The 21760-nt window shown below is 46.3% G+C and carries 18 protein-coding genes; 11 read left to right on the forward strand and 7 right to left on the reverse strand.

The window, feature by feature from the left end; genetic code table 11:
• Positions 1 to 12 precede the first annotated feature (12 nt).
• The 3 genes from C943_RS13165 to C943_RS13175 form a co-directional block, all read right to left on the reverse strand.
• On the reverse strand, positions 13 to 720 hold the full coding sequence (locus C943_RS13165) for a hypothetical protein (protein ID WP_081610494.1): 708 nt from the start codon (positions 718 to 720) through the stop codon (positions 13 to 15).
• 111 nt (positions 721 to 831) lie between these two features.
• The gene (locus C943_RS13170) at positions 832 to 1581 is read right to left on the reverse strand and encodes an anti-sigma factor family protein (protein ID WP_008628624.1); all 750 of its coding nucleotides are present in this window, start codon (positions 1579 to 1581) and stop codon (positions 832 to 834) included.
• Positions 1571 to 2185: an RNA polymerase sigma factor gene (locus C943_RS13175; protein ID WP_008628625.1), complete on the reverse strand. Its 615-nt coding sequence runs from the start codon at positions 2183 to 2185 to the stop codon at positions 1571 to 1573. Before C943_RS13175 ends, C943_RS13170 begins: the two co-directional genes overlap by 11 nt.
• Before the next feature lie 154 nt (positions 2186 to 2339).
• Here C943_RS13175 and C943_RS13180 point away from each other — a divergent pair, with 154 nt between their 5' ends.
• On the forward strand, positions 2340 to 3833 hold the full coding sequence (locus tag C943_RS13180) for a nicotinate phosphoribosyltransferase (RefSeq protein WP_008628631.1): 1494 nt from the start codon (positions 2340 to 2342) through the stop codon (positions 3831 to 3833).
• Entirely contained in the window at positions 3808 to 4728 is a 921-nt protein-coding gene (locus C943_RS13185; protein WP_008628633.1) for a ribose-phosphate diphosphokinase, read from the forward strand. Before C943_RS13180 ends, C943_RS13185 begins: the two co-directional genes overlap by 26 nt.
• Positions 4729 to 4786: 58 nt before the next feature.
• Here the strand turns inward: C943_RS13185 and C943_RS13190 are convergent, their stop codons facing one another.
• Genes C943_RS13190 through C943_RS13200 form a run of 3 tightly spaced genes read right to left on the reverse strand, consistent with a single transcriptional unit; the run spans position 4787 to position 9184 of the window.
• Positions 4787 to 7828 (reverse strand): T9SS-dependent choice-of-anchor J family protein, encoded by a 3042-nt coding sequence (locus C943_RS13190; RefSeq protein WP_008628634.1) that lies wholly within the window; start codon positions 7826 to 7828, stop codon positions 4787 to 4789.
• 10 nt (positions 7829 to 7838) lie between these two features.
• Entirely contained in the window at positions 7839 to 8087 is a 249-nt protein-coding gene (locus C943_RS13195; RefSeq protein ID WP_040480730.1) for a NifU family protein, read from the reverse strand.
• Positions 8088 to 8092: 5 nt separating this feature from the next.
• A complete protein-coding gene (locus C943_RS13200) occupies positions 8093 to 9184 on the reverse strand; it encodes an Mrp/NBP35 family ATP-binding protein (RefSeq protein WP_008628636.1) in 1092 nt (363 codons plus the stop codon).
• A gap of 178 nt (positions 9185 to 9362) precedes the next feature.
• On the opposite strand from C943_RS13200, the gene dnaG reads away from it, so the two are divergent.
• From dnaG to surE, 4 genes are all read left to right on the forward strand, one after another.
• Entirely contained in the window at positions 9363 to 11303 is a 1941-nt protein-coding gene (gene dnaG, locus C943_RS13205) for a DNA primase (protein ID WP_008628637.1), read from the forward strand.
• A gap of 86 nt (positions 11304 to 11389) precedes the next feature.
• A complete protein-coding gene (locus C943_RS13210) occupies positions 11390 to 12613 on the forward strand; it encodes a bifunctional 3,4-dihydroxy-2-butanone-4-phosphate synthase/GTP cyclohydrolase II (protein WP_008628638.1) in 1224 nt (407 codons plus the stop codon).
• Positions 12614 to 12718: 105 nt separating this feature from the next.
• A complete protein-coding gene (locus C943_RS13215; RefSeq protein WP_008628639.1) occupies positions 12719 to 13354 on the forward strand; it encodes a hypothetical protein in 636 nt (211 codons plus the stop codon).
• 5 nt (positions 13355 to 13359) lie between these two features.
• Positions 13360 to 14142, forward strand: coding sequence for a 5'/3'-nucleotidase SurE (gene surE, locus C943_RS13220; RefSeq protein WP_008628640.1), 783 nt, complete (start codon positions 13360 to 13362; stop codon positions 14140 to 14142).
• 15 nt (positions 14143 to 14157) lie between these two features.
• Here the strand turns inward: surE and C943_RS13225 are convergent, their stop codons facing one another.
• Entirely contained in the window at positions 14158 to 14991 is an 834-nt protein-coding gene (locus C943_RS13225; RefSeq protein WP_008628641.1) for an SDR family NAD(P)-dependent oxidoreductase, read from the reverse strand.
• Between the two features lie 181 nt (positions 14992 to 15172).
• On the opposite strand from C943_RS13225, the gene glsA reads away from it, so the two are divergent.
• From glsA to ppk1, 5 genes are all read left to right on the forward strand, one after another.
• The gene (gene glsA / locus C943_RS13230; RefSeq protein WP_008628642.1) at positions 15173 to 16030 is read left to right on the forward strand and encodes a lyso-glycine lipid O-acyltransferase GlsA; all 858 of its coding nucleotides are present in this window, start codon (positions 15173 to 15175) and stop codon (positions 16028 to 16030) included.
• 11 nt (positions 16031 to 16041) lie between these two features.
• Positions 16042 to 17001 (forward strand): glycine N(alpha)-acyltransferase GlsB, encoded by a 960-nt coding sequence (glsB, locus tag C943_RS13235; protein WP_008628643.1) that lies wholly within the window; start codon positions 16042 to 16044, stop codon positions 16999 to 17001.
• Positions 17002 to 17003: 2 nt separating this feature from the next.
• Entirely contained in the window at positions 17004 to 17369 is a 366-nt protein-coding gene (locus C943_RS13240) for a CoA-binding protein (protein WP_040480644.1), read from the forward strand.
• Positions 17370 to 17598: 229 nt separating this feature from the next.
• Positions 17599 to 19557 (forward strand): DNA topoisomerase (ATP-hydrolyzing) subunit B, encoded by a 1959-nt coding sequence (gene gyrB, locus C943_RS13245; RefSeq protein WP_040480734.1) that lies wholly within the window; start codon positions 17599 to 17601, stop codon positions 19555 to 19557.
• A 65-nt stretch (positions 19558 to 19622) separates the two neighbouring features.
• On the forward strand, positions 19623 to 21746 hold the full coding sequence (gene ppk1 / locus C943_RS13250; RefSeq protein WP_008628661.1) for a polyphosphate kinase 1: 2124 nt from the start codon (positions 19623 to 19625) through the stop codon (positions 21744 to 21746).
• Positions 21747 to 21760 lie beyond the last annotated feature (14 nt).

A 21760-nucleotide genomic window follows, 5' to 3' on the forward strand; every position in this document is an offset into this window, starting at 1 on the left:
AGTCACTTTGAATTAATCAAGTTCAATCTCGATATCGGCAGAAGCTTCGAGTTTGCCCTTTACCTTGTCATACAGCGCTTTATTGGATTGCCTGCTGATTACGATGACGCCTTCAGTGATTTCCGCATTGTTAAATTCAGCGTCTGTGATTTGGCTAAACCAATTCAATGCGTTGATTTCGAAAAGCGCCAAAGGATTGTTCATCCGGTCAATCTTGAAGTAATTGTCATCATCGTCGGATTCGATCTCTACCTTGAAGTCAATTTCATCACCGAAATACTGGAATCTAACAGGGATCTCGGTTCCTTCTTTGCTGTAAACTCCTTCGATGAAAATGGAAGGTTCGTTGCGGTATTCAATGAGATCCATTTCGAATTCTATTTCTTTATATTCTCCCTCTGGTATGTTGATGAAAAAGTCGACGCTGCGGTCAAATTCGTCGAAAGTCACCTTCTTGATATCGTCAAAGTCGATTTCAATTTCCTTTTCGAACTCACCTCTCGAATCCCTGCCTTCCACGTCCAATTCCAACTCTTTGATCTGAATGAATCCATTTGTCAGGCGAAGGTTGCTGTTGGCAATACGGGCATTGGTGGAGGAACTCAGGCCGTTATTGAGTCTAAGAGCAATTCCCATTTTTCCTTCCCCTTGGCCAAACATGGGAACATTTTCTTCTTGTGTACAGGAAACCACGGAGGCTGTGGCGATTACTAAAAGCATTTTGGAGATTGATGTTGGAAATTTCATGGCATTAAATTGTTTAGTTACATGCTTTAGTCTACCCTGCTCTTCGGTTTGTAACCATGTTTTATAAAATTTTTTGTTGTTTTTTCAAAATTTCCCCAAAATCCACAGGCTCGCTTTGTCCATCAAGCCAAGGGAGGATCGGTATGGATTGTCTTTTTCCGCATCCAAAGTTTTCCATGCATCTAGCGCGCTATTATAGTCCCTTAGCTCCAAATGAAACACCAGGCGATAATAGGATATCTCGTTTTTGAAAAGGGGTTCGGTTTGGACATTGTTTTGGGATTCAAGCGCATCGAGATACTGGAGGCCCAATTCGAATTCCTCCTTTTGGAGGGCTGCTATTGAGGCTAGAAACAAAGCCTTGCGATCTGTCTCTTGGGTATCGACTTTTTCCAGCAGGACATTCCAATTTTCGTTTTTGAATGCTGTCTCTAGATCATCCGTATTGGTCCCGGCACTGCGCATCGTAGGCAGCTCGTACTTGATTGCACCCTCATCGAGAAAGCTGCCCGGGAACCTAAAGATGCTGATTGCAGTAAATGCAAGGACAAGGGTAAGGGATGCAGCTACTCCCATCCACCAAGGGAAGATTTTCCGAGTAGTTGCAGGCTCCATTTTTTTGTTTGATCTGGTCTCGAGAATGAATTCCTCGTGGATTTTGCGGATCGATGTGCGGCGTCCAGCCAGTTTTATTCCCTGTGTGGATGCTTGTAGCAGTGCCAACATTTCCCGCAATTCCGGATCTTTTTTTAGCTTTTCATTCACCGATTCAGCATCGGCTTTGCTGAGAGTACCATCCAGGTAGTCTTCCAGCATCTGAAGGTCATTGTCCATTTTGAAGGGCGTTTTTTAGGGTTTGGTAAAGGGTTGGGTGATTTTGGATTTTTTCCACAAGGGCTTTTAGGCATTTATGTTTTTTGTTGCGAAGTACCTGCTCGTTTGAAAAACCTTCCTTTACGGTGATTTCCTTCATCGAGAGGTTTTCGTAATAGAAGGCCAACAGGATGTTTTTGCACTTTTCACCCAAAGTCTCAAACAAGTCCATGACCACTCGGCTGTCTTCCTGTCGGGAGATTTCGCTGCTCACATCGGGAGATATACTTTCCTTTTCAGCTTCGTATAGTTCGTGTCGGGCCATAATGTTTTTTCTTTTTCTGAGTTCAGTAATCCACAGATTTCGGCAAATCGCATATAGGACGGATTTGATGGACGATTCGCCCCTAAACTTGCGGTCTTCCACCATCCTGAAGAAAACAAGAAAGCATTCCTGGATAATATCAGCTGCATCATCCTGATCGCCGGAATTTGTCTGGACATAGTGCTCCAACACACTGTAATGTTGGCGATACAGGTAGCCAAGGCAGCGTTCCAGATCTGGGCCTCCGAGAATGATGCCGTGGAGTATCTCAGAATCCGTCAAGTTTTCTGGTTTCTTCATTCTTTCTATACTTTAGTCGCGGTTACTTGTGATATTGTAACCTAATGGTAACTTTTCTTTTCCAATTTATCGAGACGACAATATGTTCCAAAGGCCCATGGATTCCAACTTGAAGTGTTATTTTTGGACATAACACGATTTTTGACCGAGCAATATGAAAATCACACGGGATCTTTACCAGGGTTCACTGGCTCTTTTGACGGATTTTTACCAATTGACAATGGCATATGCCTACTGGAAGTCGGGAAAGGGAGAGCAGCAGGCGGTGTTCAACCTTTCGTTTCGTAAGCACCCGTTTCAAAGCGGATTTACGCTTGCCGCAGGTTTGGATTACTTGATCGACTTTTGTCGCAATTTTCGCTTTGACGAAGATGACCTGGCTTACCTGTCCGAGATGAAGACCAAAGATGGAAATCCGACCTTTGAAACGGGTTTCATCGAATATTTAAGAAAGCTTGAGTTTGCCTGCGATATCGAAGCCGTGGAGGAGGGAACAGTTGTTTTTCCCCACATTCCCTTGGTAAAAGTGACCGGTCCACTTATCCAATGTCAGCTATTGGAAACACCTCTGCTCAACATCATCAATTTCCAGACGCTGATTGCGACCAAGGCGGCACGGATTTGTTTTGCGGCACAGGGTAAGTCGGTACTTGAGTTCGGACTTCGCCGGGCGCAAGGAATAGACGGTGCTTTGGCAGCGAGCAGGGCTTCCTACATTGGAGGCTGTTCTGCTACCAGCAATGTCATGGCGGGCAAATTGTTTGGGATCCCTGTATCTGGTACCCATGCCCATAGCTGGATCATGTCGTTTGATTCCGAATTGGAGGCCTTCAAAGCTTACGCAGAGGCATTTCCTGACCATTGCGTGTTTCTTGTCGATACCTACGATACAATCAAGGGAGTGGCCAATGCCATTGAGGTTGGAAGAATCCTGAGGGAAAAAGGTAGGGAACTTGTGGGCATCAGGATAGATTCAGGCGACTTGGCTTATTATAGCAATATCGCAAGAGAGATGCTCGACCAGGCTGGATTCCCCAATGCCAAGATCGTCGCGAGTAATGACCTGGATGAGCATATCATCACTTCGCTCATTGTCCAAGATGCTTCTATCGATGTTTGGGGAGTAGGTACCAAGTTGGTGACTGCTTTCGACCAGCCTGCCTTGGGAGCTGTATACAAATTGGCGGCAATCCAAACTTCTGAGGGAAAGTGGGAGCCCCGCGTGAAGGTATCCCAACAGGCGATAAAGATCAATGTTCCTGGCAGGCAGCAGGTATTTAGATTTTCGAAAAACGGAAGAGCAGTGGCAGATATGATTTGCCTTGAGGGAAGTGACGTTGGCAGGGATCAATTCACCATCCTCGATCCCATCGATCCCACGCGCATGAAGAAGATCAATACAAAGGGATTGGAAGTGGAGTCTTTGCTCAAACCGATCTTCCAGAAAGGACAGAAAGTGTACGAACGTCCCAACATCCACGAAATCAAACAAAAGGCGCAAAGAAATCTGGAGTATTTCGACAAAACCCACAAACGCTTGGTAAATCCACATATTTATCCTGTTGGATTGGAGGAAAGTCTCTACCAATTGAGAAATAGCCTGGTGTTTAAAATGAAAAACAATGACGGAGAAGAAAATCATATTTAGCATTCCCGATTATAGATACCTACAACAGGAAATCTTGGCCCTCGGGGAATTTGAAGAGGGAAAGATTGAGGTTAAGCTGTTTCCGGATGGAGAGAGATACCAACGGATATTGACACCTGTTCAGGGTAGGGACGTGGTGTTGATAGGCGGCACGATTTCCGACTCAGATACGTTAGAAATTTACGATTTGGCCTATGCGCTGATCAAATATGGCGCCCGGTCGATCCGGATTTTCTTTCCCTATTTTGGCTACAGCACGATGGAGCGCGCGGTTAAAATCGGTGAAGTGGTTACCGCTAAGTCGAGGGCTGTGATGTTTTCTTCCTTGCCAAGAACCAGCTTGGGAAATCATTTCATTTTCTTCGATCTCCATTCTGAGGGAATCCCGCACTATTTTGAAGGACAGGTGCTAATCAACCATGTCTATTGCAAGCCAATCGTCATTGAAGCAGCAGAAGAACTCGCGGAGGATGGATTTGTGATGGCTTGTACGGATGCTGGCCGTGCTAAGTGGGTGGAATCATTGGCCAACGAAATGGGCGTCAATGCAGCGTTTGTTTTCAAAAGACGGATTTCAGGCGAAAAAACCGAAGTCACAAGTATCTCAGCGGACGTGGAGGGAAGGGATGTGGTCATTTATGATGATATGGTCCGGACGGGAGGTTCACTGATCAATGCCGCAAAAGCCTATAAAAACGCTGGGGCGAAGAAAATTTTCACTATCACGACACACGGATTATTTACCAACGAGGCCTTGAGGAAGATCGAGGACTCGGGGGTTATTTCCAAAGTAGTCACGACCAATACCCACCCCAATAGCTATGCCGTCAAAACAGAATTCCTGATCGTGAAAAGTGTAGCGGGACTAATTCTTGAACAACTCAGGAATAGTTGATTAGACGATTTGAATGACAAAGGCCAACATGTCCGCTGGCCTTCGTCATTTGGTCCGATTACTGGACGAAAAGCTTTATTGTTTCTGTAATCGAGCGGCTTGTAATCTTAACTATGTACAGCCCTTCCGTAAATTGTTCTGAACTGAACCGGTATGTCTGGTTCAATGTGTTTGGATAATCTACATTGTGCACGACCGCACCCGTTGCCGACACGATTTGGATATTGACCGATTCAAAATTCTGGAAATTGAAAACTATGTTAAAGAAATCAGTCGCTGGATTAGGATATATCTTTGTGCGTCCCAAGCCTGGGTTGACCGGTTCTTCATCTGCAGACAGGAAGAGTTCCACATTGTCAAGGTAAATCGGACTGAATCCTTCCTGACCATTATCTACCACAAAAGCGATGCGGCTTGAATTTTTTCCCGTTCCTGCGAATGCGCTCAAGTTCACATATTTCTTTTCAAACTCGTTGGAATTATTGGGGTTAGCTTCTGCGGCTTGTACCGTCGTGATTTCAGCACCAGTCATCTTCATGACTTCGACATAGTCATTTCCACCATTGTCACTCGCCAAAACCTTAAACACCGTGCTTGGACTCACTTGGCCGGCCGCTATATCAAAGAAGACGGCAGCTTGACGACTCACAGTCAGATCCAACAATGGCGAACCTAACCAGAAGCTATTTTCACCTGACGGGATAGCCAACCTCGCCACTGCGCTTCCCAAAGGTCCTGATTGGAGATTTGAAATGCTCCAACCTGACAGGTTATTCTCTGGGTTGATGTTGAGCCAAGGTAAGAAAGTCACGGTATTGTTGAAATTTTGTCTGAATGGTGCCCTGATACGTTCAACATCCACTACGACAAAGCGTCTAAGCTCAATCGGTGTTCGTAGGTTTTGGTCGAAATTTGGAAACAAAACTGAATAACCCAAGGTATTGATTCCAGAGGCTGTAGACTTGGGAAGATTGATCAGGGTAGTATCCCCTGGAGCGAGTTGATTGCCTCGGGCAATGAAATTTTGGGTAGATGTACCTGTTCGCTGGAATACAAACCCAGAAATAGGAAGTGTCCCCGTATTCGTCACCACAATCTCCTCGTTTTCATAATTGTTGGAGTTGATGGGAGTTGGAGACAGCAGTTCCAGCAACCTCACATCGTACTTATGAACCTCATTTGTCAATATTTCAATATCCTTGATGAAAAGGTTGTTGCCATAGCCGTTCACGTTGATGAATGCCAACCTCACATTAGGCAAACCTGCATACTGGCTAAGGTTAACGATTTCCCTTCTAAATTGTGTATTTGAATTGGGGATAAACTCGTCGGGGGTAGGAGTGACTGTCTGAAGGAATACACGGTTTTTATTATAGGGTGCATTGGCAATCTCAAACGAATTGCCGCAATCTGTGGAAACTGCCACCAACAGGACGTCACCAACAGATGGGTCATTGTATGGTGCGTGCGCCAAGTTGAACGTCAATTGCGCATTTGTCACATTGGACAAGTCAATCGAGGGAGAAATCAGGAAGTCCTGCTCGCCGGGTGAGTCATATTCATAGTTTCTAACGTAAACGGTATTGGTTGCAGTACCTCCGATACTTATCGTCCGCTGTTCCCAGCCAAAATCCGAATCTGGATTGACGACCTCCCACGTACTATTCAATTCCTCGAATCTAAAGGAATATGGGAGTTGCAACGCAGGCTGTATCCTTGGCTGCGAAGTCAGGGTATTGTTGGAAGGGTTCGAGTCGGTTCTTCCGTTTACAAGAGTGATTCGAGCCTCAAAGTTATTGCCGCTTGGATTGATGGTGATGGGATCAAATGCGAGAATGGTCGTTTCTCCCACAGCCAAGGCAACATTGAAATCCCTCGATTGGAGTAGTGCTCCGTTATTTCTGATTTCGACCCTTGTCGAAGTCACTACATTTGTGCCCAGATTGAACACCTCCACTTGAGGCGAAAAGGTCTGGCTACAAACGAGATCTTGCGGCTCGATGATTTTACTCATCCTCAAGTCATCCGGTCTCAAAATCGGTGCAACTGTTCCCCGCCCATTTACTAAACTGGCCCTTCTCGGACTTGAAGCGAGTACCACGTCAAACCTTTCTATCTGGCCCTTTGTGAAAATATTCATGCACTGGTCTGCCGTGTAGTCCATGAAGTTTTCGACCATGTCACGGGTATTGCAGGTAATTCTTGGATTATCTGTCCTGCAAATCAAGTTCGAACCGTCTTGGTTGGGCGTATCGGTGACAAAATCATCAACCTCGCAGCCACCATCACCCCAAATATGCCTCAGTCCAAAAAAGTGACCAACTTCATGGGTGGTTGTCCTGCCCCGGGAGCCTGCGACTGCGTTACCACCTTCCCCAAAATATCTGTAGTCGATTGTTACCCCGTCCGTTTCCCTAGAGTTGGGAGGAAAATTCAGACCTGGCAGATCCGATATCGGGAACGAAGCGTATCCAATAAATGGAGATACTAATGGTACTACCCATATGTTCATGTAATCCTCAGGTGGCCAGAGTGAAAGCTGTCCAATGAGCGGGGCGTCACTTGGGGTATAGACTGACTTAGGTCCCTGTACTCTGACGATCCCGTCGGTAGGTAAGCCATTTGGATCCTGTTTGGCAAGGACAAATTCGATATTCGCGTCTCCTGCAACAGGCAAAAACTCCTCGGGTGTTTGGAACCGATCTGGATTCAGGCGTCTGAAATCTTCGTTGAGGATCCGTATTTGAGTTTCAATTTGTCCGGTGGGAATATTCGTTCCTGTACCAACAGCAGTCCCGTTGTGAATCACGTGCACTACTACTGGAATTACCCGAGTCCCATTTTGTGTCCTTGCAACCGCAGGGGCATTTTTCTTGCGCTGCTCAAGCTGGCCGTTCATCCAAGTCTCGAAGAAATCCTTGCTTCCGTAGATACCAAGTCGCTCTTCCTGCAGGTGCTCAAGGTAAGTTGCAGCACATTTTTCGTCATGGATGTGCTGATAGGGTTTTCCAAAAAAACTTTGGGAGAATCCCTGGATACTGGCTAAAACAAAAGATAAGGACAAAATAAATGTCCCAAACCCTAAGGACTTACTTTTCATTTAAGATGGATTAAGCAGGTACTGTATTGACGGCTTCAACTCTGGTGATTTCGGGGATGGCCCTCTTGATTGCTTCTTCTACGCCTGCCTTGAGTGTCATTGTGGACATGGGGCAAGAACTGCAAGCACCCATCAACTCCAACCGCAACACCATGTCGTCGGTCAGGTCCACAATCTTGACGTTTCCGCCGTCTGCTTCCAAATAGGGCCTGATACTGTCAAGAGCGGTTTCGATTCTTTCTTTTAATTCCGTATTCATCATCTTTAATTTACTTGCACAACTTCGGTTTTGTTCAATTCAGCATTTCTGATCGCCACTTGCCTTGCCACTGATTCTGCCAACGCTGAGAACGCATCTTGGGTGACTCCCGACTTCAACACCGCCGGAAATCCCGAATCCCCACTTTCTCTAATACTTTGCACGATTGGAATCTCACCCAAAAGAGGGACATTGAATTTCTCCGCCAATCTTTTGCCCCCCTCTTTACCGAAAAGGTAGTACTTATTGTTTGGCAACTCTTCCGGGGTAAAATAAGCCATATTTTCCACAACACCTAAGATGGGAACATTTATTTGCGGCTGTCGGAACATGGTCAAACCCTTCGTGGCATCTCCCAAAGCGACCTTTTGCGGAGTCGTCACGATCACCACGCCTGTCACTGGGACTGTTTGAACCATAGTCAGGTGGATGTCGGAAGTGCCGGGAGGTAGGTCTATCAACAGGTAATCCAAATCGCCCCAGTCCACGTCACCAATGAATTGCTTCAATGCCGAACTAGCCATTGGGCCTCTCCAAACCACTGCCGCATCGGCGGGGGTAAGAAAGCCAATCGACATCAGCTTGACTCCGTACTGTTCGATGGGGATGATGACGTTTTTGCCGTTTTCCTGCCTTATGGCAGGTTGTTCAGCTTCCACGTTGAACATGATCGGAATCGATGGGCCAAATATATCCGCGTCGATCAGACCAACTTTGGCTCCCGTAAGGGACAGCGCCACAGCAAGGTTGGAAGCCGTCGTGGATTTTCCCACGCCTCCTTTGCCGGATGCAACGGCAATAATATTCTTCACTTTTGGCAAAAGCGGTGCATTGGCGCGGCTGCTTGTCACCTGTGAAGTCATAGTGATATCCAAATCTATGTCCTCTCCGAAAGCTTCTTCCAGCACCTCCACACAATTGTTTTTGATTACCTCCTTCAAAGGACAGGCAGGCGTGGTCAACACTACAGAGAAGCTGATTTTCTTGCCTTCAACATGAAGTTTTTGAATCATTCCCAAGGTCACCAAGTCTTTTTTAAGGTCTGGATCTTGCACCTTGGAGAGTGCCTTCAGGATATTCGTGTTGTCGATTTGCATGGAGAGGGATTTATTGGTGCGCAAATTAATTTATATTTATTCTAAATGAAAAACATTTCGGAGGGCCTATCGAAGCCTTTTCAGAGGAGTTAACCTCTAGCTCGATAATTTGGTTTCCGAAGTTTGGACAGAGTTGTTCCTTTCCTTTTCTATCTTTGAAATCCAATAATCCAAAACCGTGATAAGCCGAACGACAACAGACAAAGTAAAGGATAGGGTGGACATCGAGGAGGTGGTCGGAGATTATGTGCCCTTGAAGAAAAAGGGACAGAACCTATGGGCCTGCTGCCCTTTTCACAATGAAAGCACGCCCTCTTTCTCGGTTTCGCCGGCCAAACAAATTTACAAATGTTTCGGCTGCGGAAAGGCGGGCGACCCGATCCAGTTTGTCATGGATATTGAAGGGATCGGATTCAATGAAGCGATACGACACTTGGCCCAAAAGTATGGCATCGAGGTGGAGGAGGAGAAGCAGGCGACTCCGGAAGCAGTACAGGCCTACAACGAGCGGGAGAGTCTTTACATCGCCTTGGGCTTTGCCAAGGACTTTTTTGTCAAAAATCTTGAAAGCGAAGAAGGGAAGGCCATTGGACTGAGCTATTTCAAAGAAAGGGGGCTTCGTCCTGAGACGATCCAAAAGTTTGACTTGGGATATGCCTTGGACAAGTGGGATTCCCTGCTTCAAGCCGCCAAGCAGTCGGGGCATTCGGAGGAGATTTTGTTGAAGGCGGGCTTGGTTCTCCAAAAAGAAGGCGAACCTGAAAGGATTTATGACCGGTTCAGAGGACGTGTCACCTTTACTATTCACAACCTTGGCGGCAAGCCGATTGGTTTTGGGGCGAGGATTCTTACCAATGACAAGAAACAGCCCAAATACATCAACTCGCCCGAGACGGAGGTCTACCACAAGAGTGATGTGCTTTACGGGATTTTCCAGGCCAAAAAATCGATCCGAGAAAAAGACAACTGCTATTTGGTTGAGGGCTACACGGATGTACTTTCCCTTCACCAGGCAGGGATCGAGAACGTAGTGGCGTCTTCCGGCACTTCCCTGACGGAAAACCAAATCAAACTTATCAAGCGCTTTACGGACAATATCACAGTCCTGTACGACGGAGACGCCGCGGGTATCAAGGCCTCTTTGAGGGGGATTGATATGATACTCGAAGGGGGGCTCAACGTCAAAGCCGTCGTTTTTCCCAATGGAGAGGATCCTGATAGCTATGCGCGAAAGGTCGGCCCAGCGGCTTTTTCGGATTACCTAAAGAATAAAACCCAAGATTTTATTGCCTTTCAGATTGGTCTATACAAGGAAGAAATTGCCGAAGATCCCATCAAGCGAGCCGAACTTGTGCGGCATGTGATCGGAAGTTTGTCCAAAATCCCCGATCCCATTAACCGTACTGTTTTTGCAAGCCAGTCGGCCAAATTGCTTGAAATCGAGGAGGCAGTAATCCAAACTGAGGTCAACAAGATTCTGCTAAAGGGCGAAAAGGACCGCTATTTCAAAGAGCAAAGAGAGGAATCGGAACGCGAAGCTGCCTTGGAGGAAATTCTTCCGACGCAGCCAGAGCAGGTTTCGTTCCAGTCGATGATCTTCCTGCAGGAACGAGAAACGATGCGCCTCTTGGTCAATTATGGTTTTGAGATGGTTTCTGACCAAACGATGGTTTGCGAATACCTGCTGCAGGAGACCGCCGAGCTTCATTTCGAAACGCCCGTTTTTAGGAAGATATTGGAACTCTATAAATCCGCACTCGAGCAGAAGGTACTACCCCAGCCGGAGTTTTTTTTACAAGTAGATGACCAAGAAGTCAAGAAAGAGGTCATCACCATGATCACGAGAAAATATGAGCTATCGACACTTTGGGAGACCCGTTACCACATTTTTACTTACCATGAGGCAGATGATTTGGCCAAAACCGTTTATGACAACATTTTGCATTTGAAGAAAAAGGTGATCAAAAAGTTGTTGGAGGAAGCAAAACAGAAAATCAAAGAGGCCGAAACACTTCAAATGGAAGTCGACGAGCTTAGCCATCGCATCCAAGTGTATATGGAGTTGAAGAAATACCAAGTCGAAATCGACAAATTGCTCGGCATTGTGGTTAGTTATTGAGCCAAACTTTATTTGGGTTTTCCCTGTTTACTTCGCCAAAGGGTACTAATTTTGTTCCCTACTGTTCATTCTACCAATACCTGCAAATGTCCAATCCCATCACACTCGATACCATTGAATCAGCCATTGAAGCCATCAAAAACGGTGAAGTGATCATCGTGGTCGATGATGAAGACAGGGAAAACGAAGGCGATTTCATTTGTGCTGCCGAGAAGGTGACGCCCGAAATCGTCAATTTCATGGCGACGCATGGACGTGGCCTGATCTGCGCGCCGTTGATCGAGGACCGGTGCGAGCAACTGGGTTTGGAACTGATGGTCGGAAACAATACCGCGACCTTTGAAACTCCCTTTACGGTGTCAGTGGACCTGATTGGCCATGGATGCACGACCGGTATATCAGCCTCAGACCGGGCCAAGACGATCAAAGCCTTGATAGACGACTCGATTCATCCCGATGAACTGGGGAAGCCAGGCCATATTTTCCCTTTGAAAGCAAAAAGGGGCGGAGTACTCAGGCGTGCAGGCCATACCGAAGCTGCGATTGATTTTGCGCGTTTGGCAGGACTGGCACCTGCAGGGGTACTTGTGGAAATCATGAATGAGGACGGTACCATGGCAAGGCTGCCCGATTTGGTGGACGTTGCGAAGAAATTTGGCCTCAAACTGGTATCGATCAAAGACCTCATCGCCTACAGGATGAAGCATGAATCGCTTATCAAGCGTGAAATTGGAGTTGAAATGCCAACCGCTTGGGGTGATTTTGACCTAATTGCCTATCGCCAAACGAGCACTGGCGATCTCCACCTTGCGCTCATTAAGGGCTCTTGGGACGAAAATGAGCCTGTAATGGTCAGGGTACATTCCTCTTGTGTGACAGGTGACATATTTGGTAGCTGTCGTTGTGATTGTGGGCCGCAGCTGCACAAAGCGATGGAAATGGTCGAAAAGGAAGGTAAAGGCGTCGTTGTCTATATGAACCAAGAGGGTAGGGGCATAGGCCTGATCAACAAGCTGAAAGCCTACAAACTCCAAGAACAGGGAATGGATACCGTGCAAGCCAATTTGGCGTTGGGATTTCCTATGGACAAGCGGGACTATGGTGTGGGTGCCCAAATCCTCAGGGATTTGGGAATTTCCAAAATTCGCCTGATCTCCAACAATCCTACCAAAAGAGTTGGCCTTTTGGGTTATGGGCTCGAAATTGTAGAGCAAATTCCCCTGGAAATCAAACCCAATCCCCACAATGAAAAATACCTTGCCACCAAACGTGATAAGATGGGCCACTCCATTCTGAAAAACTTAAAATGACAAACGGATTTTGTTTTTTCGACCCAAATTTCAAAAACCGTGCAAATTGCATCAACTTATTTGTCGCTCGTTTCGTACCTTAATTGGACTAATCAAGCCAAATACATGAAACAAATTCATTTGCTGTGGTTCCTGTTGTTATGTGCAGTTGATCAGGCCTCTGCACAAAGCGGTCAGTTCCCATCCCAGATTTGGCACAAGGGGCAGGTTTTCAGTGTCAACGGGCAGGTATTTCAGGGAATGCTGAAATATGACTTGGAAAACAATCTCGTCCAGGTCCAAAACAGCGGGGTAGAGACCTTTGGCGCTTCAAATGTGACCCATTTCGAGATATTTGACGAACAATACGGAGGTATCCGGACCTTTTACACGCTTCCCTATCCGCTGACCGGAGATTACGAGACGCCGGTTTTTTTCGAAGTGCTGACTGAGGGGGAGGAGATTATCCTGCTGTGTCGCGAATATATCACCACTGATAGCCGTGGAATGGGCATGTATGGCCCGATGATGATGAATCCCATTTGGGGCCCGCCGATGGGTGGAGCGTATAAGTTGGCATTCAATTTCTATTTTTTGAAGGATGGAAAAATCCAGCATTACAACCAAAAGAAAAAAGAACTTTTGGATATCTTAGCCGACCGTTCGGACGAGGTCGACGTGTACATGCGAAAGAACAGACTTTCGCATGACAAGCGTGGTGATCTCCTCAGGATTACGGCATACTATAATCAAATCAGGTAAATTTAATGTCCAAAAAGCCTTTGATCCTCGTATCAAACGACGACGGGATCACCTCCAAAGGAATACGCGTGTTGGTCAATGTGATGCAGCAATTGGGTGAAGTGGTGGTCGTAGCGCCAGACAGCCCCCAATCCGGCATGGGTCATGCGATTACCATCGGTGAAACGCTCCGGCTCTACGAAGAGGATATTTTTGAAGGTGTGCAGGCCTACAAATCCAGCGGAACCCCGGCGGATTGTGTAAAGTTGGCCAAACATTACGTGCTCAAGGATCGTCAGCCCGATTTGGTCGTAAGCGGTATCAATCACGGAAGCAATACATCGATATCGGTTTTGTATTCAGGCACCATGTCTGCAGCGATCGAAGGCGCATTGGAAGGACTTCCATCCATCGGCTTCAGCCTTTGTGATTACTCTTCCAAGGCGGAATTCAGCCATGTGGAGGAATACGTCTACAAGATTTCAAAGCAGGTTCTTGAAAACGGCATTTCAAAAGGAGTCGCGCTCAACGTGAATTTTCCGCCCAAAAGATTTGAGGCGATCAAGGGGATTAAAGTCTGTAGACAGGCGCACGCCAAATGGCAGGAGGAGTTCTCTGAGCGCTATGACCCAAACGGCAGGAAGTACTTTTGGATGGCAGGTAACTTCGTGAATTTTGACAAAGGCGAGGACAACGACGAATGGGCGATTGCCAACAACTTCGTGTCAATAGTTCCTTGCCAATACGATTTGACGGCACACCATGCCATCAATCAGATCAATCAAGATTGGAAATGGGAGGAGTTCTAAAATTCCTCCCAAATATCACAACCACTTTTCCAACATTTTTTCGGACACTTCCCACAATTGCTCCCGTGTCTTGACCGAACGTGCCAAGGAAGAAGGTTTTTTAGGTTTTTGATTCTTGAAGTAGTTTCCGTTTTGTTCGGCCGAAAAATCCGATTTAATAAGAAAAAGGCTGTTTTTGGCGCCGTCGTCGGCCGAAATCATGAACGGAGCCGCCATTTTCCAAAACAAACTGAAAATCCCCTTGGTCTCTTTCCCGAAATTGGTCTTGACGACGCCTGGGTGCAGGGAATAGCTTCGCAGGCCTTTTTTTCCGTACCTGTCGACAAGTGATTTGGAAAACAGGATGTTGAACAGCTTGACATTGGCATAGGCCAAAAACGAGCTGTAGGATTTCTTCACAAAATTCAGATCGTCAAAGTCGGGTTTGGCCATGCGGTGCGCTTCGGAACTGACATTGATGACCTTGGGATTTTTTGCGGCCAAAAGGAGTGGAATCAGCCTGTTTGTCAACAAGAAATGACCGAGGTGATTGGCAGCGAGACTCATCTCGACCCCATCCTTCGTAAATTCCTTCTTGTCAAATATGCCACCTGCATTGTTGACCAAACAATCCAAATGCGTGGTTTGGGATTGGATGGTTTTTGCCGCCGCGCTTACAGAGTCAAAATCCGCAAGGTCACAAGCCACGAATCTTACTTTTTGCGATTGATCGCTTGGCAGGCTTTTCAGGAGTACATCGGCTTTGTCTTTATTCCTGGCCAAAAGAAAAACTTGTTCGGCATCCGGAATTATTCTCTTCAAAGTCACCCAACCAATTCCGGAAGTGGCTCCTGTTATGGCTATTTTCATTTTGGTGTTTTTTGATTTTCAACCAACTCCGAGCAATTTTGGTTTGCTATTTTCCCGGTAGAATCGATAATTTTCAATCGTCGTGTCCATTTTTTTGTAATTTTAGCCTAATTGATTCTTGAGTTTTAGGAAAGAAAGAAACCGACCTAAAGTGCTTCTTGCTGCCTTTGCTTGATGGTCAATGATTTACGAGAAACCCGTTTTCAGGCTATCCCCGATCCAATTGGAGACTAAAAAACCATTCATTGATATCGATGATGTCTTTCGGAAAAAAAATCCGAGGGTCTACGGCATTTTGCCAAAGTTTGTCATCAGCTACGTGAAGAGAATTGTCCATCAGGACGAAATCAACCGCGTGATGGCCAAGATTGGACACTTGCAGGGCTTGGCGTTTGTCGATGCACTTATCGCAGAGTTTGGTGTGGAGGTTAGCTTGACAGGTGCAGAAAATATCCCAGCAGATTCACCGGTGATTTTTGCCTCCAATCATCCCTTGGGCGGCTTGGATGGGATCGCATTCATGCACGCGCTGGGGAAATATCGGGATGACCTGCGGTTTTTGGTCAATGATATCCTGATGAACATCAAGAACTTTGAGCCCATATTTGTTCCGGTCAACAAGCATGGTACCAACAGCCGCGAAGTCAGTCAATTGATCGAAGATACTTATGCCGGTAACTATGCCGTTTTGGTTTTCCCGGCTGGGTTGGTGTCGCGGAAGCAACCAGGAGGTATCAAAGATCTGGAATGGAAGAAGAGTTTTATCAGCAAAGCGAAGCGGTACAAAAAAGACATCGTTCCTGTGTACATAGAAGGGCGCAATTCAAATTTCTTTTACAATTTTGCGCGACTCAGAAAACGACTGGGGATAAAGTCCAACATTGAGATGTTTTACCTTCCCGATGAGATGTTTTCGCAACGGGGTAAAAAAGTCACAATCCATGTAGGAAAACCAATTTCTTACCAGTACTTTGATAAATCCAAAACAGAAAGCCAATGGGCGGAATGGGTGAAACAGACCGTTTACCAGATGTCCTAAACAATTTTCCTATGCAAGTACTTATTCCGGCAGTTGACCGTGGGTTGATTAAAGAAGAACTTACTGAGGAGCGTTTTCTGCGTTATGCAAATAACGGGAACAACCATATTTACCTTATAGATTACCATCAGGCCCCCAACACCATGCGTGAAATTGGCCGGTTGAGGGAATTGACGTTCCGGGCTGCGGGCGGCGGTACCGGTTTGTCGATGGATATTGATGAAAACGATACCAATGAGAATTGCTACAAGCAATTGATCACCTGGAATCCTGAGGATGAGGAAATTGTGGCAGGCTATCGGCTGATCAAATGTGGGGAAGCGGGGCTCAATGATGAAGGCCACCCGAACCTTTCTACGACACATCTTTTTTCATTTTCCGAGAGATTCGAACGCGATTACATTCCTGTAACCATCGAACTTGGGAGGTCGTTTGTCCAACCCAAATATCAGCCAAGTATTGACAATCGAAAGGGGTTATTCTCCTTGGATAACCTTTGGGATGGCTTGGGAGCGGTGATAATGCTTAATCCTGAAATAAAATTCCTATTTGGAAAGGTAACGATGTATCCCCACTACCAACGTGAAGCGCGGGACTTGTTGCTGTATTTCATGCACTATTATTTCCCTGATAAGGAAAATCTCGTAAAGCCACATTCCCATCTTGAGTTGACCTACGAGACAGATAGGAGCCAATTTTTCGGGATTTTTGATGGTTTGGATTATAAAGAAGGCTACAAACTTCTCAACAGCAAAATCCGGGGTTTTGGTGAAAATATCCCACCCTTGATCAATACCTACATGAATCTTTCGCCCACCATGAAGACCTTTGGTACGGCACTCAATGACGAATTTGGTGAAGTGGAAGAGACTGGGATTTTGATCACCATCGCCGATATCTACGAAAGTAAAAAACACCGTCACCTCGAGACTTTCGAGCGGGACAGGGTGTTTGGGAGTAGGACAGTTTGAACATGAAAAAGACAGTGATTCTCGGTGCAACCGATAATCCGACACGGTACGCCTTCACAGCTGCCTCGATGTTGGATCGGCTTAAGTTTGATTTTATCCCGGTGGGCATAAAGACAGGAGAGGTTTTCGGGAAGCCGATTTTGGATTTGAGGACTAGGCCTGCCATTCCGGATGTCGACACAGTGACACTGTACATTGGTCCTCAAAATCAACCTGAATGGTATGATTATATTCTATCCCTTAAGCCAAAACGGATCATTTTCAATCCCGGTACCGAGAATCCCGAACTCGAGAAATTGGCAAAAGCCCAAGGGATTCAGGTATGGCCCGCTTGCACCTTGGTGCTGCTGAGCACGGGGCAGTATTGATGATGGTCTCTTAATAAAAAAACAAATTGCTGCTGCGATTTCCGCACCCCTGACTGAATGGAGAAGGCGCATTTTCCGCAGATATTTTTGGTAAAATAAGGCTACAAATAAGGTCTCAAGCTGTCGCAAAACGGCGGCGCTCTCGATTTTTTTGTGTATTATTACGCCTCAATTGAAAATCACCAAAATCTCTTTTTTTCTAGAAAAAAAAGACGTTTTTACACAAGTTATGAGCGAAAAGAAAGCAGGAAGTCAACAGGAGTATTCAGCAGGAAATATCCAGATTTTAGAAGGACTAGAAGCAGTAAGAAAAAGGCCCGCAATGTACATCGGGGATGTTGGAATCAAAGGACTCCATCACCTGATTTGGGAAGTGGTGGATAACTCGATTGACGAGGCGCTGGCTGGACATTGCGATACGATCCACGTCACCGTACATGAAAACAATTCTGTAACAGTCGAAGACAATGGCCGCGGAATCCCGACCGACATGCACCCCAAGGAGAAGAAGTCAGCCCTAGAGGTCGTCATGACCGTTTTGCACGCTGGGGGTAAATTTGACAAAGATACCTACAAGGTTTCGGGTGGTTTGCACGGCGTGGGTGTGTCCTGCGTCAACGCTTTGTCTACGCATCTGAAAGCGACAGTCCACCGCGATGGCAAGATTTTCGAACAAGAATATGCAATCGGCATACCTCAATATCCTGTGCGTGAGGTGGGAACCACCAACAAGCGTGGGACTACCATCCATTTTCAGCCGGACGACAGCATCTTTACCATTACAGAGTACAAGTACGAAACGATTGCCAATCGCCTTCGTGAGATGTCCTTTTTGAATGCGGGAATACGGATATTCTTGAAAGATTACCGCGAGCTTGAGGAAGATGGAACGCCAAGAAACGATGAATTCTTCTCGGAAGGAGGATTGGTGGAATTTGTCCAATATCTGGATGAAACCAAAGAAAAGATCATCGACCAACCAATCTATATCGAGTCCGAAAAAGGAAATGTGCCGGTTCAAGTCGCTATGAACTATAATTCTTCTTATTCGGAAAATGTGGTTTCATACGTCAACACAATCAATACCTATGAAGGCGGCACTCACGTCTCGGGTTTTAGGATGGCGCTGACAAGGACTTTGAAGAGCTATGCAGACAAGTCTGGCATGCTCGACAAGCTCAAGATCGATATCGCTGGAGATGATTTCCGAGAAGGCTTGACAGCGGTTATCTCCGTAAAGGTGGCCGAACCGCAGTTTGAAGGTCAGACGAAGACGAAATTGGGCAACTCTGACGTGGCTGGAGCGGTAAATTCAGCCGTTTCCGAAGTGCTTCAGACTTGGCTTGAAGAGCATCCCAAAGAAGCCAAAACAATTGTTGGGAAGGTGATTTTGGCCGCACAGGCCCGGCATGCCGCGCGGAAAGCCCGCGAGATGGTGCAGCGTAAAAACGTCTTGGGCGGTGGTGGATTGCCGGGTAAACTCGCCGATTGCGCCAATTCCGATCCAACCATTTGCGAACTTTTCTTGGTCGAGGGTGACTCTGCGGGTGGTTCCGCTAAGCAGGGTAGGGATCGGGAGTTTCAAGCGATATTGCCTTTGAAGGGTAAAATCTTGAACGTTGAAAAAGCCCACGAGCACAAGATTTACGACAACGACGAAATCAAAAACATCCTCACCGCATTGGGAGTCAGATTTGGTACCGCGAATGACGACAAGGAACTTGACCTCTCAGGACTGCGGTACCATAAAATCGTCATTATGACCGATGCGGATATTGATGGTTCCCATATCAGGACTTTGATTCTGACACTGTTTTTCAGATATATGAGGACTTTGATCGAGAGAGGCTACGTATATATCGCACAGCCACCGTTGTATTTGCTGAAAAAGGGAAAAGATGAACGGTATTGCTGGACTGAGGAAGAGCGAAAAAGGCTCATCAGGGAAATGGCAGGAGAAGGAAAGGAGGACAGCGTGAATATCCAACGGTACAAAGGTCTCGGAGAAATGAACCCCGAGCAACTGTGGAGTACAACCATGGACCCTAACACAAGGACGCTCAAACAAGTGACGATCGAATCCGCCGCAGAGGCAGACCACCTATTCTCCATGCTGATGGGCGATGAAGTGGCTCCGAGAAGGGATTTCATCGAGCGCAATGCGAAATACGCCAAGATAGATACCTAAAAAGGAGAGCCGAGAGGCTCTTTTTTTTGCCCAGAATATTAGATTTGTAGGAACTATTTCCAACCATGAGAGTCACAGCAAAGGATAAATTTGAAAGCATCATCGAGAGCTCGGATCTGATCTCTAGGGATCTGAGCTGGTTGAAATTCAACGAACGGGTACTGGACCAGTCCAAAAAGGACAGCCGTTCTATTTTTGAGAAATTGAAGTTCTTGGCGATCACAGCGTCCAATTTGGACGAATTTTTCATGATCCGGGTTGGTTCGCTTTACAATTACCTCGATTATGACAAAGAGCGGATTGACTATTCGGGGCTTCGAGAGGAACCTTTCAAAATGCGACTGATGCTTGAGTGCCAACAATTTCACAAGCGCCAGCAAGAACATTTTACCCGGAATTTGCTGCCCAATATGGCCAAGGACGGTTTTATCCTGAGCAATGTCCGGAACCTTGAGCCCGAGGAACAAGAGACGATCAAATCCTATTTCATGAAGGCGGTGTATCCGATGTTGACTCCGATGGTGTTTGACGGGTATAGAACTTTCCCCATTTTGATGAATAAGCTGCTGATTTTTGGGGTAGTCACGCTGGCGATTGGAGAGAAAAAGGATAACAGGAAATTGTCATTCGTGCAGATTCCTGCAAATATTCCCCGGTTCTTCGAAATCGAGCGCGAAGACGTAGTCGTTTATATCCCGATTGAGGAGGTAATACGGGAGAATATCGTTTCGCTTTTCCGCAATGTCAATATCGAATCCATCAACCTGTTCAGGATTACCCGAAACGGCGACTTCACCTTGGAGGAAAGTGAAGACATGGATGCCAACTTCCTGGAGGAAGTAAAAAGAAAGCTTAACGAGCGTAAGACCGGCCGTGTGGTAAGGATAGAAATCGAGGAAGGATATAGCCGGTGGATGGTGAGTTTGCTCAAAGAAAGATGGAATATCGCAGATGATAGTATTTTTAAAGTGGAAAGAGCTAGTATGCTGGATTTCACGGGTTTATGGCAGGTAATTGGTAACAAGAGATTCAAAGACAAGCTTCCTCAAATACCGCCACCTGTGCCTCCAATTTCTTATCCAGCCGTGGGCTCTGATGATATTTTCCAGGTTTTGAAAACCAGGGATATCCTGTTGCATCATCCTTACAACAACATAGATCCGATCATGGAACTGCTCGATGCGGCTGCGGACGACCCCACCGTGATGGCGATCAAAATGACCATTTACCGATTGGCAAAAGACTCCCGGGTGACCAAAACCTTGTTGCGGGCTGCGGAAAACGGCAAACACGTATCGGTATTATTTGAGGTAAAGGCTAGGTTTGATGAAGAGAACAATATCAGGGAGGCCAAAAAACTCCAGAAAGCGGGCTGTTTTGTTATTTATGGAATCAGCAACTTGAAGACACATACCAAGCTGATGCTGATCGTTAAGCGGGACGAAAACCAAGTCACCCGCTTTGTCCATCTTGGATCCGGCAATTACAACGAGGACACGGCGAGACTTTACACAGACATTGGTTTGCTGACGACAAATGAGGTTTTGGCCAACGATGTTTCCGAGTTTTTCAACGTAATCACGGGCCACTCTATGCCCTCTTCTTACCAAAACCTGATCACCGCTCCGCGGGATATGCGAAAACAGCTGATCGAATTTATCGAGCAAGAATCCGAAAACGCTCGAAAGGGACTCCCCGCAGGGATATTTATCAAGGTCAATTCGCTGGAGGATTCAGAAATCATCTATGCCCTATATCGCGCATCGCAAGCAGGTGTTCCTGTGAAATTGATAATCAGGGGCATATGCTGCCTTAGACCTGGCCGTCCGGGATTGAGCGAAAATATCGAAGTCATTTCGATAGTAGGGGATTTTCTGGAGCATTCGCGGATTTATCATTTTCACAATAACGGTCAAACAAGAACCTATGCCGGCAGTGCGGATATGATGGTAAGAAGTTTTGACAAGCGTCTCGAGTCTCTATTTCGGATTGAAGACAATTTGCTGGAGAAACAGCTGATGAACATTCTTTCGTACAATCTTCGTGACAACGTCAATTCATATAGGATGTTGGAGGATGGAGGCTACGTTCCAAAATTGCCCCAAGTCGACGAAGCTGAATTCAACGTGCACAAGGAGTTTTTCAAAGTTAGCGCAAAAGATGTGTTGAAGGTAAGCCTTGTTTCCTGATGGGCAGTCAGGAG

It is taken from the genome of Mariniradius saccharolyticus AK6 (assembly GCF_000330725.2).
GTDB lineage: Bacteria > Bacteroidota > Bacteroidia > Cytophagales > Cyclobacteriaceae > Mariniradius > Mariniradius saccharolyticus.

Bases quoted from the DNA above. Each gene is read 5' to 3' on its own strand.
- C943_RS13185 (WP_008628633.1), top strand. From the start codon at position 3,808: ATGACGGAGAAGAAAATCATATTTAGCATTCCCGATTATAGATACCTA.
- C943_RS13195 (WP_040480730.1), bottom strand. From the start codon at position 8,087: ATGAATACGGAATTAAAAGAAAGAATCGAAACCGCTCTTGACAGTATC.
- glsA (WP_008628642.1), top strand. From the start codon at position 15,173: ATGATTTACGAGAAACCCGTTTTCAGGCTATCCCCGATCCAATTGGAG.
- C943_RS13190 (WP_008628634.1), bottom strand. From the start codon at position 7,828: ATGAAAAGTAAGTCCTTAGGGTTTGGGACATTTATTTTGTCCTTATCT.
- ppk1 (WP_008628661.1), top strand. From the start codon at position 19,623: ATGAGAGTCACAGCAAAGGATAAATTTGAAAGCATCATCGAGAGCTCG.
- C943_RS13240 (WP_040480644.1), top strand. From the start codon at position 17,004: ATGAAAAAGACAGTGATTCTCGGTGCAACCGATAATCCGACACGGTAC.
- C943_RS13200 (WP_008628636.1), bottom strand. From the start codon at position 9,184: ATGCAAATCGACAACACGAATATCCTGAAGGCACTCTCCAAGGTGCAA.
- glsB (WP_008628643.1), top strand. From the start codon at position 16,042: ATGCAAGTACTTATTCCGGCAGTTGACCGTGGGTTGATTAAAGAAGAA.
- surE (WP_008628640.1), top strand. From the start codon at position 13,360: ATGTCCAAAAAGCCTTTGATCCTCGTATCAAACGACGACGGGATCACC.
- C943_RS13225 (WP_008628641.1), bottom strand. From the start codon at position 14,991: ATGAAAATAGCCATAACAGGAGCCACTTCCGGAATTGGTTGGGTGACT.
- gyrB (WP_040480734.1), top strand. From the start codon at position 17,599: ATGAGCGAAAAGAAAGCAGGAAGTCAACAGGAGTATTCAGCAGGAAAT.
- C943_RS13165 (WP_081610494.1), bottom strand. From the start codon at position 720: ATGCTTTTAGTAATCGCCACAGCCTCCGTGGTTTCCTGTACACAAGAA.
- C943_RS13170 (WP_008628624.1), bottom strand. From the start codon at position 1,581: ATGGACAATGACCTTCAGATGCTGGAAGACTACCTGGATGGTACTCTC.
- C943_RS13210 (WP_008628638.1), top strand. From the start codon at position 11,390: ATGTCCAATCCCATCACACTCGATACCATTGAATCAGCCATTGAAGCC.
- C943_RS13175 (WP_008628625.1), bottom strand. From the start codon at position 2,185: ATGAAGAAACCAGAAAACTTGACGGATTCTGAGATACTCCACGGCATC.
- C943_RS13215 (WP_008628639.1), top strand. From the start codon at position 12,719: ATGAAACAAATTCATTTGCTGTGGTTCCTGTTGTTATGTGCAGTTGAT.
- C943_RS13180 (WP_008628631.1), top strand. From the start codon at position 2,340: ATGAAAATCACACGGGATCTTTACCAGGGTTCACTGGCTCTTTTGACG.